The organism is Haloarcula sp. NS06, from assembly GCF_051122755.1.
Lineage (GTDB): Archaea > Halobacteriota > Halobacteria > Halobacteriales > Haloarculaceae > Haloarcula.
Genome location: NZ_CP184844.1, coordinates 2,537,477 through 2,553,578, shown reverse-complemented (window position 1 = coordinate 2,553,578; position 16,102 = coordinate 2,537,477). Strand labels below are relative to the sequence as shown.

Here is a 16,102-nt window from a genome sequence, read left to right as displayed (position 1 = left end):
CGTACCGACGGGCCATGACCCTCTCGGAGGAGGCCCGCGAACGGCTTGCCGACATCGTCGAACTCCAGCCGACGAAAAACGGCGAGTTACAGGAGCGCTGGGACATGGACAGCGGGAGCGAGGTACACCAGTACCTCGAATCCGAACTCAAGGAGCACTACTACCGCAACGACAACAGCCTCATCTGTGCGACGCCGGAGGCGACGACGCTTATCGACGGGGAAGACTCCGAACGGATACAGACAGTGACAGTCACCCCGCTCCAGCAGGCTATCGTCGACGTGATCGCCGGTCCGGACGAGGAGAGCCAGAGCGTCGTCGCCGTGTTACACGCCCTCCGCGAGGTCGGTGAGAACCGCGACACCGACGACGTTCGCTCTGCGCTCCGGAGCCTCGCAGACAAGGGTATCGTGGAGACAGTCGAGAAGACCGTCCCGACGTTCAGGCTGGCCGTTCCGCACGACGAGCTAGATATCGAACTGTCTGAGGAGTGAGGTCGGACCGCGGTGTCGGTCGGTTACTCTGACAGTCCCAGCCGCTGGCGGCGTCGTCGCCGCGCTAATAACCGCTTTATTGCCTTGCCCGGCCCGCCGTCGAGCGGCCAGTCCATCGACCGCCACGCCGGCGGTTCCGGCTCGTAGGACGGACACTGTCCCCGACACTCTGCTGCCGTCGGGAGACACTCTTTCGCGGCGCAGTGTGGATACACGCCAGTCTTGTCGGCAGTGAGCTGGAAGTGTCGGCAGTCGGGACGCATCGTGTCCGCGTAAGCGCGCCACCCACGAGCGTACGCCCGCTCAGCGATAGCGAGACGCCGCTCCTGTTTCCAGTCAGTGTCCACGTACTCGAACCGGGCGACGCTGATGTCGTCGTCCGGTCGGTCCAGAATTCGCGTTCCGGGTTCGTCGACCGACAGCGACCGTGGTTGCCAGACCGCCTCAGCCGTGCCGGATTTAGGGTCGACTGTCAACACACCGGCGGCTGCGGGCAGGTCCGCCAGCAGAATCGGCTCTACTCGCTCGTCAGTCGCCGCCGTCGCGACCCACACCTCGTCGGCCAGCGAAAGCGCGATGTCCCGCTCCAGTTGTGGGACGAGATTTCTGGCGGCACTTGCCGTCAGGTCGGGCTTGTTCTCGATTGCGATGACCCGACGGAGCCAGTCCGGATAGGGACGCACCTGACGGATTTCGATCCGATTGCCGCGCTTGCGGGTTTCGATGGCATCGCGGTCAGCCGCCTCGTGAATCGACTCTCGGACGTACCGCCACGGGTAGCCCGGGTCAGGGAGCGCATCGCGATAGTAGGTCCAATCGGCCGGCACGTTCTGCAGAACGTGTAGGTGGTCCGAATCGAACGACTCTGTCCCAAATTTCGCCCGTTCCCGGAGCCCGTCGGGATCGCATTCCAGTACAATCGTATCCCAGCGGCGGTGTTTTGTCCCGAACTGTCTGGCGACCAGCACCGCCGCGTCGTCAGATGGCGACCACGCTCGCTCGGCCCACTGACAGACAGACAGTTCGAAGGCGAACTCGGAGTCTGGGTCGGCTCCGCCACTCAATGTCACGTGTCTCGAAGAAATAGCCGGCCGCGTAAGAACTGCTGGGTTAGGCTGAGGTGGTCGTGCCTGTTACCTGCTGTGCGTTTTTGCTTGTCTGGCTTGCGAATGCCGTTCCGAACATGCGGAAGACGGCGACCTGCCCGTAGTAGGTGACAAACGGAACGAGAACGAGCCCAATGACAGTAACCGCCAGAATATTGCTAATGATGTTCGTGATGATGCCGACAACAATCGGCATCAGGACTGCAATGAAGTAGTCGCTCGTGAGGACGACGTTTTTCAGCAGCGAGAAGTCGAACGCAGCGCCGAGGCTGCCTTCAACCGCCATATTGGCGAGCGCTGCTGGGACAATGTAGTACACGAGGAACATTACCGGAATCAGAAGGAGAATTGTCATGAATCCGAAGCCGGCAATGATTCCGCCGCCAGATTCGCCAGCAGCGCCACCCAGTCCAAGGAGGACGCTGCCGATACCGAAAATGACCGCTACAGGAACGATAGAGTACACGAGACCGACGATACTGAACTTGATTCCGTCGATGATGAGTTCACCCCAGTCGTCCCAGGCGGGTGGCTCGGATTCACCCTCAACGGTCGTTCCGATCACCCGAAGCAAGTATCCATTGAATGCAAATACCGGAATCAACAAGAAAAAGAACACCAGCAGTACGCCGCCGATCAACATCTGTGCTATCCAACTGTCGCCTTGCATTGGGTACGATAGTCCGTCTTCTAACATTTTGGATGCCTCTTTGCAAACTGTAACCTTATCCTACTTAAAAATGCTGTTAGTATTGGAGGAGATATAATTTATATAATCCATACTGGGTAGAAAGTAAGCTAACACCGACTGGTATCGGGGAAATGGAGCTCAGATCATATATAAAGGCAGTTAGTGGAGCACTCTACCACCGAAAGTAGTTCTGTACTGTCATCTCTTATTCATTTTAGACTATTTGCGTTCTTCAGAGAACTCACCTGACTCAGTTATCGAGCGAAGTAGAGCCATTGCTAACTAGGGCGCCTCCTCAGTGCGCATGAGTACGGCCGAGTCCCGTCCGCGCGTCTCTACTCCTCGTTCTCTCGGTCGTCGAGGAACTCGTCTGCCTGTTCGAGTATCTCGCGGGGGCCGTCCTGCGTGACCGTGTTGATGGCCTGCTCGTAGTCGCGCCACTGCAGGTCGCGGTGTTCTGTGGACAGTTCAGCTGACGCTTCGAACGATTTCGCGACGAACAGGTGGACCGTCTTGTGGATGGTGTTGCCGTTCGCCTCGAACACATAGTCGTAGTCTTCGCGGAACCCGTCTAAAAGCCGGAAATCGCCGATACCGGCCTCCTCTTTCACTTCGCGTATGGCGGTCTGCTGGAGTTCTTCCTCGCCCTCGACGCCGCCCTTGGGGAACTCCCAATCGCCGGGTCGGCTCTTGAGCAGGAGGTACTCCCGCCGGCCACGCGTATCGCGAAAGAGGATGGCTCCCGCGCTCGTGGCCTCTATCATTATCCGATTTTATGACACCGCTACTTAAGAGAATATCGGAGACACAACGGAAACAGATGGCCTTTTGTCACTCGCGGCTGAGTGTTCGTCTACAGATGCCCTTCGTTACGACGCTGACGTTCACCAGCGGGGACCGACACCGCCTCGAAGACACTGTCACAGAGATCAAACAGAGCGCCGAGCAGAAGGGGGTTGAGCTCAAGGGACCGCATCCAAAGCAACCACAGGAATTGCGGATTCCACAATCGAAATCGCTGGGGCCAGACGGTGGCCGCTTCGACCCTTGGACCCACACCGTCTACACCCGGACGATAGAGATTGTCGGGTACGAGGAGTTCGCCCGGAACGTTACCCAGCGAACCTTCCCGAACGCCATCCACGTGGAGGCCGGCGTCGAACAGCGGACGCAGGTCGGCAGCGGTTCGTAGAGCCGTCGTCCATTCCTGTGGGTTCTTATAAGTAACTGTGACCCGTTTTGCCGGCATGAACGAAGCCCAACAGGAGCGGCTCAGGTCCGTCCGGCGCGACCTACACAGCTATCCCGAACCCGCGTGGCGGGAATTCTACACCACTAGTCGCATCGTTGACGAAATAGAGCGAATCGGCGTCGACCAGTTGTATACCGGCCGGGATGTCGTGGACGGCGATGCGCGGATGGCAGTCCCCAACGACGATGAACTTGAAGACTGGCAACAGAAGGCCCGTGATGCCGGTGCCCGCGAGGACGTGCTGGAGGCCGCCGCCGGGGGATTCACTGGGGCCCTCGCTGTGCTCGAACAGGGCGAGGGACCGACCGTCGCGCTCAGAGTCGATATCGATGCGCTGCCGATAACGGAGGCAGACAGCGTGGCACACGCCCCGGCGACAGAGGGGTTCCGTTCAACGAACGAGGGGTACATGCACGCCTGCGGACACGACGCCCACGCGACGATTGGTCTTGGCGTGCTTGAGGCAGTCAAAAAGAGCGATTTCAGGGGAACGTTCAAATTCGTCTTCCAGCCGGCCGAAGAGGTCATTGGCGGCGGGAAGGCTGTCGCCGAAAGCGGTCATCTGGACGACGTGGACCACTTGCTGGCGATACACATCGGTCTCGACCATCCGACCGGTGAAATCGTCGCTGGCGTCAGGGGCTTCCTCGCCGTTCGGCAGTTCAGAGCGACCTTCACCGGTGAGACAGCGCATGCCGGCGGGCATCCGGCACAGGGACGGGACGCTGTGCAGGCGCTGGCGACCGCCGTCCAGAACCTCCACGCGATCCGCCGACACGGTGACGGCGCAACGCGTGTCAACGCCGGGGTTGTTGAGGGCGGCACAGCGACGAATATCGTCCCCGGAGAAGCGACGCTAGAAGGTGAGGTCCGCGGCGAAACGACGCCACTCAAGGAATATATGAGCGAGCGGGCGGATGCCGTCATGTCATCCGCGGCCGAGATGCACGACTGTGGGGTCGATATCGAGACAACCGCAGAAGCGCCGAGTGCGGTGAGCGACGATTCGCTCGCGAGTGTGGTGTACGATGCGGCAGACTCCGTTTCCGGCGTCACCAGTCGTCTCCGGACGGATGATCTCGGCGGAAGCGAGGACGCGACCTACCTGATGGACCGCGTCCAGAACCACGGCGGAACGGCGACGTTTGTCGGTATCGGGACCGACCACCCCGGCGGCCACCACACGCCCCTGTTCGATGTCGATGAGGATTCACTGACTATCGGCATCGATGTCGTCACCGAAGCGATCAGCCAACTGAGCGAGTGAACGCGCTACGGCGCGTCCCAGCTGGCAAGCTGAATAGATTTGCTGCTGTCCGGTGACTGCCAGTTCAGCGTGACTGCCGCATCTGAGAGGTCAGACGCCTTCGAAAACGTCACTCGTGACCCGGCCGTGATTTTCGAACCGGCCGCCGGCGCGCCACCGATGCTTGTGAAATCGTGCTGACCGTTGACGCCTGAAGCACCGCTAGCCCCGTTGACGGTGATGTACAGGTTCCCAGCCTGAATCGAGTCACCGCTCCGGTGCTCGATTGTCAGGCTATCGGAACTTCCAGATTCGTACTCGAATGTAAACGCCGCCTGTGGCGCGTTTTGACCGAGACTCCCCGAGCCAAAATCGAGGAAGAACGTCGCTGCTGTCGCCGCCAGCAGCACTGTTATTGCAACCATTAGAATGACACCTACAACTGGTGAGACTGCACTATCGTCGGATTTGAATCTGCGTGCTAGCATGATTGACCCCCACTTGGGTGACGGTTGACACGCTGTCTCCGTCTCGGTGACCCCCCGGTCGACCGATCCCAGTGTGACTTCATTTTGATATCATGTTGTTAGATAATAAAACTTGTTGTTCAAAACTATAGTTCACGAATTAATCAACCACTATCCAGATTAATATCAACAAAGACAGATCTGCCGCTGACAAGCCGTACCAGTATATCAGCCTCAACCGAAAAACGCAACGAACCGCCGAGTCAGTACTTGGGTTCTGCGCCAGTGACTTCGTAGATGTCGTCCATAATCGAATCGCGCTCGCGTTGCCAAGCCTCGAAGCCGCTACGGTTGCTGGGGTAGGATTCGTAGTGCTCCAGCAGCCGGTCGGCAGCCTTTTTCGTCTGGTAGAGGTCCCGAATAGTCCCGAGGTGGCCGATGCTCTTGACGGCCATCTTGAGTTTGAGTCCAAGTCCGATGCTGGTTGAGCCGCCGTACAGCGCTTCGGCGAGCTTTTCGCCGGGGAGCGCGGCCAGCAGCGCCATCAGGTCATCGACGTCGTAGGCGGTGGTGAAGATGTTGTATACGTCAAGTGCCGCGTATCGGGCGCCAAAGTGGTCCATCACGCGCTCGTTGTACTCCCAGAGTGCGGCTTCGTCGTCTGTCCGGCCGGATTCGATAGCCTCGATGGCCTGCTCAGCGGCATAGGTCCCGGCGTAGGCCGCCCCGGCGATTCCGCCACCGGTTGTCGGGTTGACGTGCCCGGCAGCGTCGCCGACAGCCATGAATCCGGGCGCAACAGCAGAATCGTACGGCCGGCGCGTCGGCAGTGCAGCGCCGAGTTTGTCCTGTACCTCCGCGCCCTCAAACTCGCTTCGGCCCTGCAGATCGCGTTTGAGGTCGTCGACCAGTTCCATCGGCTCCTCGTTCATCTGGAAGCCGAGACCGGCATTGATTTCGGTGTCCGTGCGCGGGAAGTACCAGAGGTAGCCGGCAGAGCGCTCGGTCGGCTTGAACACGAGCGCGTCGTCCCATTCGACCGGTTCATCGACTTCGATTATCTCGCGGTATGCCGAGCAAAACTGCGAGTACTGGACGTTCGTATCGAAGGTCGCGGCTTCGAGGTCGGTCTTGTCCTGCAGGATCGACAGCGCGCCGGCTCCGTCGATGACCATGTCCCCTTCGTACGTGACAGGATCGCCTTTCCGCATGGCTTTCACGCCGGTCACACGGCCGCTATCGTCTTGCAGCACGTCCTGAACGACCGTGTCGTAGTGGAACTCCACACCGCTGTCGTTTGCGCCCTCGATAAGACAGCGACCGTACTCCCAGCGATCGATGACGGCGAGTTCACCCGGCACGGGGATTTCGAGAACGGTGTCCTCCTGTGGGATCTCGAACCGGCCGTGGTCGACATCCGTATTGGTAAACGCCGGTTCGAGCTGGGACTTCGGAATCGCATCGGGGAAGTCGCTGGCTCCTTTCAGCGCGTCCCCGCAGGCGATATGGCCTGCCTCGGTCTCGTCTTTGCGCTCCACGACGACGACGTCGTAGCCCGCATCCGCGACGGTCGCAGCGGCGTAACAGCCGGATGTCCCGGCCCCGACGACGATAACGTCCACGGACACGGTCCGTGCCGTCGCCGACGCACCGTCGGCGTTGCCGTCCTGGTGTGTGGTCATGCACTCCCGTCCTGCCCGGAGAGAGAAAATTATTCCGCTACGGGTTTCAGACGGACTGCTGGAACTATCTCTCGCGCTGAACGGCCGACTGCGGGTGCTTGGTACAGCATTGACGGACAGCAGTCCGTTTCGCTCCGTGACAGCGGTGATAAAGAGTTTTGCTGGGGGGTATCAAATGGCCGAGCATGACCGAGCATACGGTGACATTTGTGGGGACGGGCGAGGAGATCACCGTCTCCGAGAAGGAGACGATTCTCTCGCGGTGTATTGAGGAGGGTATCGCACAGGAGTACTCCTGCCGCGTGGGGATGTGCTTGGCCTGTTCGGCGGAAATCGTCGAGGGGTCGGTTACCCAGCCTGCCGCCCGTGGACTGACCGACCGGGAACGGGAGAACTACGCACTTACCTGTATGGCGCGACCGCAGTCGGACCTGAAACTCGACCGCGGGAAGTACCCACCTAGTATTGAAGGGGATGTCAGCCCGGAAGACGGCGACCCCACACCTGCGGACGACTAGTAGGCACTGGATACTACTAACATATGACCTGCTAGAAGGTCTGTAAATACCTTTAACATACCACTCAGATATGGCCTGATATAGAGCGGTGGAACCGCGAATGAAGGACAGGTCATATAAGCAAGTGGCCCCTATAGAGTAGTGACTACAGCGTCAGCGGACGGCCTTCGACGACTGATACACGCTTCCCCAACCATGACCAGCCGCGTATACAGACTTCACTCGACACTTGAACTGCCACTGGAAGACGCATACGATTTCTTCGAAGATCCGGATCTTCCACCTGAAATCGCTGACATCGACATCACCCGTCGAAATAATACACTCATCGTCAGCGCCGTCGCCAAGGACGACTCCATGAGCAAGTACACCCCGACGGCCCAGCTCAAGGCTAGCGTCACGGAGAACCGGGTGTACGAGGAGGACCCCGACGAGATGGGTCCACCCGGGGCCGCGAGTACTGGAAGCTCCGGCGGTGGCCCCCAGTGGGGCGCACTCGAAGAGGAAGAAGAAGAGATCGAGTCCGAACTCGTCGAGTACGCCTGTTTCAAGGGTGACCGCGAGACTGTGCTCCAGAACACCGCACTCCAGTACGCGATGTTCGAGGTCCTGTGTGAGGTCGCGAAAGTCGCTGAAAAGGGCACGCTGACGGCGATTGCCGCGATCGACGAGGAACTAACGGCCGTTCGGATTGTCGATGGGGAGGAACGACCCGCTGCGATCAACGTTGCAGAGGAACCCCGCGACGGCGAGGAAGAAGAAGGCGTCAACTGGCGCGACAACGAGTTCATCTCGTAAGGCTGTCCTCCGGTCGGTTCTCGGTTGCTATCTCATGTCTGAGCGGATGCTGTGAGTCTCTGAACCGCTCGCTTATCAGGGTGTTAACCGGCACTTGCAGGCAGGCTACTAATACGTACCATCTGTGAATTACCAGTCGTGTCTGGAGAGATATGACTGGTGACGACGGAGCCACGGAGGCCGCGGGGTCAACGAGCGACAGAAACAGTCGGGTGTATACCCACGTTCGTGAGACGATACTCACCGGCGTGGCGATCACTGTCCCCATCGTCGTCACGATATACGTGTTCTCTGTGGTCCTAGATTTCGTGGTTCAGGCGCTCGACCCGGTGATTGCGGTGTTGCGCTGGCTGGGAATCATCGACGCCATCGAGAGCGTCCAACTGGTCGTCCTGCTGATCGAACTGGGCGTGTACTCGCACATCGTCCAGTTTCTCACCGAACTCATCGCTATCCTGGTGTTGCTGGCCGTCGTGTTGTTCGTCGGGAGCGTCGGGAGCCACCGCTACGGAGAGGCGATCGTCGACTTCTTTGACTTCGTGGCCACCCGAATCCCTGCAGTTGGGACGGTGTATCAGAGCGTCCGCCGGATGAGCGACGTGATGGTCGGCGATGGCGACGAGAACTTCCAGGACGTGAAACTGGTCGAGTGTTTCGGCGACGAAGTGTACGTTCTGGGTTTTCAGACCAACAGATCGATCCAGACGGTCGAGTCTGGTGTAGACCACGACAACATGGTCGCCATGTTTCTCCCGCTGGCACCGAATCCCGTCACCGGTGGCTTTCTCACTTACATCCCTGAATCGAACCTCTACGATGTCGACATGACTGTCGAGGAGGCCGTTCAGAGCATTCTGACCAGTGGTGTCGCGACAGGGGATAATTCGGAGGGCATGGGGCCCCTGTCGCTCGCCGACATCCAGAACGTGGCGGACGCCGGGCCGATATCGTCGCTCGGCCGTGACGGCACGAAGAAGTGATACCGAAGATGGCGCGGGAGTCGGCCTTATCGAGGTGCAATCGCTATCCGGTCCGCGGCGACGCCAGAGAGGTCGGTGTCGGTATACTGCGAGGCGATTTCGAGGGTAAGGTTCGCCTCAATGTAGGCCGCAATGACGATGAGTACGGCGGCTGTCACGAGTAACCATCCGGCTTCTTGGAGGTCCTGCTCCGTCACTAGCGTGTCCACGCTGCCGCGGATGTACTGAATCGTGTGCCACCCAAACCTGAGCCCGACGGCGGCGACGATGAGCAGTGCGGGGATCTCGATAAGGCCATGTGGAACAATGAGCGCGGCAACGACGATGGGTGAGACCTGCTTGAGTGCGATGCCGACGACGACTCCGATGAGCAGTCCGTTCAAGATGAGTGAGAGCACCGTCATCGAACCGAGCGAGATAGCACCGAGTGCCATCACGAGCAACGCGCCAAGATTGTTAATTGTCAGTGAGAGAGTCGTTAGCTCAGCTGGCATGAAGGGATTTTCACCGGTCGTTCCGGGGTTCTGAAGCCATTCGGCGGGGACCTGATTGCCGAGTCCGTACCCGAGCAGTACACTGCCAAGCAGTATCAACGCGGCTACAGGGACATAGCGCAACAGCCAGCGGTGAAAGAGGCGGGCTGGGAGGCTTGGGCGGTCGTTCATACCACACCTTTCGTACCGGTAGCAAAAAACCCGAGTGACCTAACAGGCGTCCGTGATTTTATTTGCCACCGGATCACACACCTGTCTATCATCCAAAAAGTACTTGACATTCGTAATTATATCTCATTACACTATGTCCGAATCAGCAGAGTTCCCGGACTATCTGGACGTTGATTACACTGACGGGGAAGGCGAAGACCCCGAAGAGTACCCGACTGTCAACCACAAGATCGAGAAGGCTATCGAGGTCACGAAAACTGGCCTCGAGGAGTACGAGAACCCTGTCGTGATGTGGACCGGCGGTAAGGACTCGACGCTGACGCTGTACTTCGTCAAGGAAGTCGCCGACCGCTTCGACCTCGAAGTACCGCCGGTCGTCTTCATCGACCACTACCAGCACTTCGATGAACTCATCGACTTCGTCGAGCACTGGGCCGACGAGTGGGACCTCGATGTCATCTGGGCTCGTAACGAGGACGTGGGCAACTACGTCGACGAGAACGGTCTCGAACCGGGTGACGACATCCCTGTCGACGAACTCTCCGAGCACAACCAGCATCACATTCGGAACATCCTCGAATACGAGGAGGACACGTTCCCGTTCCTGCTTGACACCTACGTCGGCAACCACCTCCTGAAGACGGTGGCGCTCAACGACACTATCGAGGAGCACAACGTCGACGGCATCCTGTCCGGCATCCGCTGGGACGAGCAGGAGTCCCGCGCCGACGAGACGTTCTTCTCGCCGCGTCACGACCCGGACATCTACCCGCCACACGACCGCATCCAGTCGATTCTCCAGTTTGCGGAAGCCGACGTGTGGGAAGCCTTCTGGAACTTCGTTGTCCCGGACACGGTCGAAGGCTACCCGGACGACGGCTACGTCCCGCAGGGTCAGGACGACCTGCCCGAGGGCATCGAGAAGGAAGACGTGCCGGTCTCGCCGAAGTACTTCGCCGGATTCCGTTCGCTCGGAAGCGAGGTCAGCACCGACAAGTCCGCCGAAGAACCCGCCTGGCTGCAGGACATGGCGAACACGACCGAGCGTGCCGGCCGCGCCCAGGACAAAGAAGACCTGATGGAGCGCCTGCGCGACCTCGGCTACATGTAAGCGGACGCGGAACGCCGCTGGTTCCGTGCCGTTGTTCTCTTGTTGATCCAGTAGCAGCGTTCGCCAAAACAGACAGTAAGCACGCGCCGAATCCGCCTGTCGACCGGAGCGAGCGGTCGCCGGTAGCTGTCTCCCAGAACCCAGACCCGGCTAGCGATGCTGCGTAGTATCTCTCCAACACTTCGACAGGAGTCGATGTTGACTGCGCCGCCAGCAATCGCAGGCCCAGTGCGCTCGAACGCACAGAGTGGACACGGTTGTCGGTACGTGCGCGGCAACGTCTACAGGCGTCGATCGCCACCCGTTACGGACTCTTGTTCACCCTTGCTGAACGATGTAATTATCCGTCCCACAAACTGATAGAGTGTGTCCTAAGCCTCGCTACTCCCCATAAACTGGCCGAAAAAACGTTATGGACGATTGTCGAGAAAAGGTTTAGGTACTGTCGAACAATACCAGTAGGTGAATGAGTTCAGACCAGTACAACTGTCCGAACTGTGGGGCGGAATTGAGCTACCAGACGACGAAGCACAACGGGTGTTCGAACTGCGGTTTCGTTCCGCCACACAGCGCTGAGTAAGGCAGATTGGATTGAGTTAGCGGACGCTCTGTTCTGTCGTCGGTCATTGTAGCGTTCTACGAGCAGCGTTCCGTATTCGGGTCCGACATCTATTTTTCTCGGGTCGCTGTAGCGTTGCCTGTGACGGACCGCACAGACCGGGGCGTTCTCGCGGGCGTTATCTTCGCCGTGTTACTGGCGCAGGTCTTGCTGTATCCGGGTGTCGACAGGCTCGTCCGGTCGCTGGGTGCGACGACGGACCTGAACGCAAGTATGTGGTTCTTGGCCGCTGAGTTCGGGGCGTTCGTCGTTTTCGCCGGCGTGTGGGGCGTACTCAGTGACGCCACCGGACGGCGTACACCGTACATCGCCGGCGGGGCGGGCGCAGGCGCAGTTCTGTATGCCCTCATCGCGTGGCTCCCGGGCGCTGTCTCGCTCCCGTTTGCGGGCGTGCTGGCCCTGCGGGTCCTTCAGGGTGGGGCCACTATCGCCGCGTTCTCGCTGGCGATGACGATGCTGATGGACCTCGGCGGCGGCCACGGCAAGAACATGGGTGCGGCAGGCATCGCTATCGGCAGCGGGACGGCGCTTGGTGCGCCACTCGGCGGCCAACTCTACGAAATCCAGACGACGCTCCCGCTGTACGTGGCGAGCACGCTGTCGCTCGTTGTCGCAGTGGCCGCCCTGCTCGTGACCGACCGCGCACCGTCGGACGGGCGGTCCGGCCTGGCCGCGACCGTGTCCGGGCTCAAACAGCGGCCAACGCTCGGTGTGCCGTACGCCTTCGGGTTCATTGACCGGCTCACTGCGGGCTTTTTCGCACTCGTCGGAACTCTGTATTTCAGGGAAACGTTCGAACTGGGGCCCGGCGAAACCGGGGTTATGCTGGCACTGTTTTTCGCCCCGTTCGCCCTGCTGCAGTATCCCTTTGGCGTACTCTCTGACCGCATCGGTCGAACTGCTCCTATCGTTGTCGGGTCGGTACTGTACGGGCTCACGGTAATCGGCGTTGGACAGGCTCCGACGGTGGCCATCGCCGGTACAGGGATGGTACTGACCGGCGTTATCGGCGCACTGATGGCCCCAGCCACGATGGCGCTCGTTTCGGACCTCGCCATCGAGACGGAGCGCGGCACTGCAATGGCCGGGTTCAACATCTTCGGCAGCGTCGGCTTCCTCGCCGGCATCCTTATCGGTGGCACCGTCGCTGGCGCCTTCGGCTACCCCATCGCGTTCCTCGTCGCTGGCGGGACGGAGATCGTTCTCGCGGTGCTTGCGCTGCCCGGACTGCTACGACTGGAGAAGCCGGCCGGAGATGCCGTTGGGGGCTGACTACGACGCTTCCCGAACCTCGTCCAGCGCTGCGGGGTTCTCGATGCTGGACATATCGCCCAGGTCCTCGCCGCGGTAGACGCCGGCAATCGCTCGGCGGATGATCTTCCCGCTCTGAGTCTTCGGGAACTCGTCGACGAACAGCACCTCGCGGGGCCGGAACGGCTTGCCGAGTTCCTCGCCGACGGCGGCGCGGATGTCGTCCCGGAGGTCGTCGTCGGGTTCGTAGCCGGGTTCCAGCACGGTGTAGAGGACGACGGCAGTGCCAGTGGTGTCGTCCGGCGCACCGACGGCGGCGGCCTGATTGACGGCGTCGTGTTCCATTGCCGCGCCCTCAACCTCTGCCGGCCCGACCTTCCGCCCGGCGACGTTGAGCACGTCGTCGGCCCGGCCGTGGAGGAACCAGAGGCCGTCCTTGTCTTTCTGGGCCCAATCGCCGTGGTCCCAGACATTGTCCCAGGTCGACCAGTACTCGTGCAGGTAGCGGTCGTCACCCGACCAGAGCGACCGGGTCATCGAGGGACAGGAGTCCCTGGCGACCAGATAGCCGCGCTCGTGTGTGTCGGCGATTGATTCGCCATCGGAATCGACAATGTCGATATTCATCCCAAGCCCTGGACCACCCAGCGTGCAGGGCTTGAGTGACTGGATCGGCATCGGCATCAGGAAACAGCCCATGATCTCGGTTCCGCCGGAAATGTTGATGATGGGACAGTCCTCATCCCCGACGTGCTCGTAGAACCACTGCCAACTCTCGGGGTCCCAGGGTTCGCCGGTCGAGCCCAGCAGCCGCAGACTGGAGAGATCGTGCCCCTCCAGCCACTCGTCGCCCTTCTTGCGAAGCGCCCGAATTGCGGTCGGTGAGACGCCGAACGTGGTGATGTCGTGGCGGTCGATCATCTCCCAGAAGCGGTCCGGCTCCGGGTGGTCCGGCGCGCCCTCGTACATGAAGACGGTACCGCCGAAAGCGTGGTTCCCCAGCAGCGTCCACGGCCCCATCATCCAGCCGATGTCGCTCACCCAGAAGAAGCGGTCGCTCGGCTTGTGGTCGAAGCCGAAGTAGATCTCCTTGGCTGCCTGCATGAGCGCGCCGGCGTGCGTGTGGACGATGCCCTTCGGTTTCCCGGTCGTCCCGGAGGAGTACAGGAGCATCGACTCCTGATTGCTTGGGAGTTCCTTAGCCGCGTACTCGTCGTCGGCGGTCTCGATAGCCTCGTCCCACCACTCGTCGCGGCGGGTCCAGCGAATCGTTTCGTCGGGGTCGTCGGCGATGCCGAGACGGTCGTAGACGACAGTATGTTCGACCGGTGTCGTCCCGAGTTCCTCGCCGGCTTGCTTGATTGCCTCATCGGCGCTTCCCTTGAGGTGGACCCCGGAGCCCCGCCGGTAGAAGCCGTCGCCGGTGAACAGGACAGAACATTCGGCGTCCGCGATACGGGTCGCTGTCGCGTCGACGCCGAACCCGGAGAAGATCGGCACGGCGATCGCGCCGACCTTGAGACAGCCGTACAGGATCGATGCGACTTCGGGGACCATCGGCATGTACAGCCCGACGGTGTCGCCGGTGCCGACGCCGACGGATTCCAGATAGTTCGCTACCTTGCTGGCCTGCCGGTTCAGTTCGTGGTACGTAACCTCCCGCACGTCGCCGGGCTCGCCCTCCCAGATGAGCGCGACCGTGTTCCGGGTTGGGCTGTCCCGTGCTGCATGACGGTCCAGGACGTTGTGGGCAGCGTTGATTGTCCCGCCGTCGTACCAGTCGGTGAACTGCGGCCCCTCACTATTGTCCCGGACCTGATCGTATTCTTCGAAGAACTCGATGTCGAGGTACTCCGGGAGCAGGTCCCAGAACCACTCGACACCCGAGTCGGGTTCTTCGGGCAGGTCGGTGGTCGTTCGCTCGATGAGTTCGTCGTAGTTGTCGATATCGTATTCCTGCATGAACTCCCAGACGTTCGTCGACTCGACGAACGCGTGGCTCGGTTCGTGGACGATGGAGTCTACGTGGTCTTGTTCGCTCATTGCGTCAGTGTTCCGTAGTGTTTGTCTGTCTGGTATAAACCCGTACCGCCGCCCGGGACGCCAGACGCGTGTGCCGGTCGGGGAGCTTGGTTCCGCGCCGTCTGTGTGTGGCGCATTGGCAGCTCATCGCCTCACGCCACTGTCTCACTCGTACGTTTTTGTCATGCCGCCGTCGAACAGCAGGTCTCCGCCGTTGAGATGGTCGGCGTGTGTCGAGAAGCCGAATACGAAGAGGTTCGCCACGTCGATGGGGTCCATCATCTCCTTGACCCGGGCCTGGCTCAGCATCACGTCGTCGATGACCTCGTCGACGCTGATGCCCCGCTGCTCAGCGGTGTCGGGAATCTGGTCAACGACTAGCGGCGTCTTGACGTAGCCCGTGCTAATGGAGAACCCACGGAGGCCGTCACCGCCCTCGGCGGCGATAGACTGTGTCAGCCCCCGCAGGCCGAACTTCGAGACGTTGTAGGCCACCTTATCCGAGGTGACGTAGTGGCCGTGGACCGACGCCATGTTCCCGATGGCACCCACGCCGTCGTCGGTGCCGCGGATGTGCGGGATGACGCGCTTCGAGAGGGCAAGCGGCGCGCGCAACATCACGTCGTGCATCTGGTCGTACTTCTCCATGGGGAAGTCCTCGATGGCGTCGATGTGCTGGAGGCCGGCGATGTTGGCAAGATAGCGAACCGTGCCGTGAGAGGCCGCGGTCTCGACGATGGACTCGATGTCCGCGTCGTTCGCGAGGTCGCCGGTCACTGTCTCGACGGTTCCATCGAGGTCGAGGTCCGTCGCAGTCGTCGCGACTTCGTCGAGCCCCTCGTCGTCGATATCGGTAGCGACGGCGGTCACCCCGTTGGCGGCCATCGCCAGCGCCGTCGCCCGGCCGATGCCCGACCCGCCGCCGGTCACCAGACAGACAGTGTTGCTCGTGTAGTGGTCGTCGTCAACGAATAGGATCGAAGATTCGTCGATTGGCTCGACTTCGAGCCGTTCGTGAGAGGTGCTGGATGCCATTCAGTCACATGTTCTTTAGACATGTCCGAATAGGGGCGGGTTGACATGTATACCCGACTGACTGCTGTGGTGCTGTCGCAGCCCGGCGTGAGAACGCTGTTCCGCTGTCTCACCGGCGACGTGGTTTACGTGTAAACCTCCCGTTATTCGTGGGTTACGTCGGAA

At 60.6% G+C, this 16,102-nt stretch carries 16 protein-coding genes; 8 read left to right on the top strand and 8 right to left on the bottom strand.

The genetic code is table 11. The features are described 5' to 3' along the window. Positions 1-14: 14 nt before the first annotated feature. Complete coding sequence (locus tag ACODNH_RS17050; protein ID WP_306706315.1) at positions 15-494, top strand: DUF5797 family protein; 480 nt, start codon at positions 15-17, stop codon at positions 492-494. Positions 495-517: 23 nt separating this feature from the next. Here the strand turns inward: ACODNH_RS17050 and ACODNH_RS17045 are convergent, their stop codons facing one another. From ACODNH_RS17045 to ACODNH_RS17035, 3 genes are all read right to left on the bottom strand, one after another. Beyond that, the gene (locus ACODNH_RS17045) at positions 518-1,564 is read right to left on the bottom strand and encodes a DUF5787 family protein (RefSeq protein WP_306706313.1); all 1,047 of its coding nucleotides are present in this window, start codon (positions 1,562-1,564) and stop codon (positions 518-520) included. Positions 1,565-1,604: 40 nt separating this feature from the next. Then, positions 1,605-2,270, bottom strand: coding sequence for a DUF4013 domain-containing protein (locus ACODNH_RS17040; RefSeq protein ID WP_306706311.1), 666 nt, complete (start codon positions 2,268-2,270; stop codon positions 1,605-1,607). Positions 2,271-2,626: 356 nt separating this feature from the next. Continuing rightward, positions 2,627-3,055 carry a bis(5'-nucleosyl)-tetraphosphatase gene (locus ACODNH_RS17035; protein WP_306706309.1) on the bottom strand — a complete coding sequence of 143 codons (429 nt, stop codon included), beginning with the start codon at positions 3,053-3,055 and terminating at the stop codon, positions 2,627-2,629. Between the two features lie 95 nt (positions 3,056-3,150). Between ACODNH_RS17035 and ACODNH_RS17030 the strand changes: the two genes are divergently transcribed. Both ACODNH_RS17030 and ACODNH_RS17025 read left to right on the top strand, forming a co-directional pair. Next, complete coding sequence (locus ACODNH_RS17030; protein ID WP_306706307.1) at positions 3,151-3,483, top strand: uS10/mL48 family ribosomal protein; 333 nt, start codon at positions 3,151-3,153, stop codon at positions 3,481-3,483. Between the two features lie 55 nt (positions 3,484-3,538). Continuing rightward, positions 3,539-4,810 (top strand): amidohydrolase, encoded by a 1,272-nt coding sequence (locus tag ACODNH_RS17025; RefSeq protein ID WP_306706305.1) that lies wholly within the window; start codon positions 3,539-3,541, stop codon positions 4,808-4,810. 5 nt (positions 4,811-4,815) lie between these two features. Here the strand turns inward: ACODNH_RS17025 and ACODNH_RS17020 are convergent, their stop codons facing one another. Both ACODNH_RS17020 and ACODNH_RS17015 read right to left on the bottom strand, forming a co-directional pair. Beyond that, the gene (locus ACODNH_RS17020) at positions 4,816-5,277 is read right to left on the bottom strand and encodes a type IV pilin N-terminal domain-containing protein (RefSeq protein ID WP_306706303.1); all 462 of its coding nucleotides are present in this window, start codon (positions 5,275-5,277) and stop codon (positions 4,816-4,818) included. 242 nt (positions 5,278-5,519) lie between these two features. Then, a complete protein-coding gene (locus tag ACODNH_RS17015) occupies positions 5,520-6,938 on the bottom strand; it encodes a geranylgeranyl reductase family protein (RefSeq protein ID WP_434530632.1) in 1,419 nt (472 codons plus the stop codon). 185 nt (positions 6,939-7,123) lie between these two features. On the opposite strand from ACODNH_RS17015, the gene ACODNH_RS17010 reads away from it, so the two are divergent. The 3 genes from ACODNH_RS17010 to ACODNH_RS17000 all read left to right on the top strand — a co-directional run bounded on the left by ACODNH_RS17010 (position 7,124) and on the right by ACODNH_RS17000 (position 9,234). After that, on the top strand, positions 7,124-7,456 hold the full coding sequence (locus ACODNH_RS17010) for a 2Fe-2S iron-sulfur cluster-binding protein (RefSeq protein WP_004516873.1): 333 nt from the start codon (positions 7,124-7,126) through the stop codon (positions 7,454-7,456). Between the two features lie 195 nt (positions 7,457-7,651). After that, entirely contained in the window at positions 7,652-8,254 is a 603-nt protein-coding gene (locus ACODNH_RS17005) for a DUF7110 family protein (protein WP_306706298.1), read from the top strand. Positions 8,255-8,406: 152 nt separating this feature from the next. After that, positions 8,407-9,234, top strand: a complete 828-nt coding sequence (locus tag ACODNH_RS17000) for a DUF502 domain-containing protein (RefSeq protein ID WP_434530631.1) — start codon at positions 8,407-8,409, stop codon at positions 9,232-9,234. A 26-nt stretch (positions 9,235-9,260) separates the two neighbouring features. On the opposite strand, the gene ACODNH_RS16995 is transcribed toward ACODNH_RS17000, so the two are convergent. Further along, on the bottom strand, positions 9,261-9,899 hold the full coding sequence (locus tag ACODNH_RS16995; protein ID WP_434530630.1) for a stage II sporulation protein M: 639 nt from the start codon (positions 9,897-9,899) through the stop codon (positions 9,261-9,263). A gap of 133 nt (positions 9,900-10,032) precedes the next feature. On the opposite strand from ACODNH_RS16995, the gene ACODNH_RS16990 reads away from it, so the two are divergent. Together ACODNH_RS16990 and ACODNH_RS16985 are read left to right on the top strand one after the other, a co-directional pair. After that, positions 10,033-11,010, top strand: coding sequence for a phosphoadenosine phosphosulfate reductase family protein (locus ACODNH_RS16990; RefSeq protein WP_434530629.1), 978 nt, complete (start codon positions 10,033-10,035; stop codon positions 11,008-11,010). A 700-nt stretch (positions 11,011-11,710) separates the two neighbouring features. Further along, the gene (locus tag ACODNH_RS16985; RefSeq protein ID WP_306706290.1) at positions 11,711-12,901 is read left to right on the top strand and encodes an MFS transporter; all 1,191 of its coding nucleotides are present in this window, start codon (positions 11,711-11,713) and stop codon (positions 12,899-12,901) included. Here the strand turns inward: ACODNH_RS16985 and ACODNH_RS16980 are convergent, their stop codons facing one another. Beyond that, a complete protein-coding gene (locus tag ACODNH_RS16980; RefSeq protein WP_306706288.1) occupies positions 12,902-14,923 on the bottom strand; it encodes an AMP-binding protein in 2,022 nt (673 codons plus the stop codon). A 144-nt stretch (positions 14,924-15,067) separates the two neighbouring features. Next, entirely contained in the window at positions 15,068-15,937 is an 870-nt protein-coding gene (locus tag ACODNH_RS16975; RefSeq protein WP_434530628.1) for an SDR family oxidoreductase, read from the bottom strand. Between the last annotated feature and the right edge of the window lie 165 nt (positions 15,938-16,102).

Excerpts from the sequence above, each read along its gene's own strand:
- ACODNH_RS17050 (WP_306706315.1), top strand. The coding sequence starts at position 15 with ATGACCCTCTCGGAGGAGGCCCGCGAACGGCTTGCCGACATCGTCGAA.
- ACODNH_RS17040 (WP_306706311.1), bottom strand. The coding sequence starts at position 2,270 with ATGCAAGGCGACAGTTGGATAGCACAGATGTTGATCGGCGGCGTACTG.
- ACODNH_RS17035 (WP_306706309.1), bottom strand. The coding sequence starts at position 3,055 with ATGATAGAGGCCACGAGCGCGGGAGCCATCCTCTTTCGCGATACGCGT.
- ACODNH_RS17030 (WP_306706307.1), top strand. The coding sequence starts at position 3,151 with ATGCCCTTCGTTACGACGCTGACGTTCACCAGCGGGGACCGACACCGC.
- ACODNH_RS17025 (WP_306706305.1), top strand. The coding sequence starts at position 3,539 with ATGAACGAAGCCCAACAGGAGCGGCTCAGGTCCGTCCGGCGCGACCTA.
- ACODNH_RS17020 (WP_306706303.1), bottom strand. The coding sequence starts at position 5,277 with ATGCTAGCACGCAGATTCAAATCCGACGATAGTGCAGTCTCACCAGTT.
- ACODNH_RS17015 (WP_434530632.1), bottom strand. The coding sequence starts at position 6,938 with ATGACCACACACCAGGACGGCAACGCCGACGGTGCGTCGGCGACGGCA.
- ACODNH_RS17010 (WP_004516873.1), top strand. The coding sequence starts at position 7,124 with ATGACCGAGCATACGGTGACATTTGTGGGGACGGGCGAGGAGATCACC.
- ACODNH_RS17005 (WP_306706298.1), top strand. The coding sequence starts at position 7,652 with ATGACCAGCCGCGTATACAGACTTCACTCGACACTTGAACTGCCACTG.
- ACODNH_RS17000 (WP_434530631.1), top strand. The coding sequence starts at position 8,407 with ATGACTGGTGACGACGGAGCCACGGAGGCCGCGGGGTCAACGAGCGAC.
- ACODNH_RS16995 (WP_434530630.1), bottom strand. The coding sequence starts at position 9,899 with ATGAACGACCGCCCAAGCCTCCCAGCCCGCCTCTTTCACCGCTGGCTG.
- ACODNH_RS16990 (WP_434530629.1), top strand. The coding sequence starts at position 10,033 with ATGTCCGAATCAGCAGAGTTCCCGGACTATCTGGACGTTGATTACACT.
- ACODNH_RS16980 (WP_306706288.1), bottom strand. The coding sequence starts at position 14,923 with ATGAGCGAACAAGACCACGTAGACTCCATCGTCCACGAACCGAGCCAC.
- ACODNH_RS16975 (WP_434530628.1), bottom strand. The coding sequence starts at position 15,937 with ATGGCATCCAGCACCTCTCACGAACGGCTCGAAGTCGAGCCAATCGAC.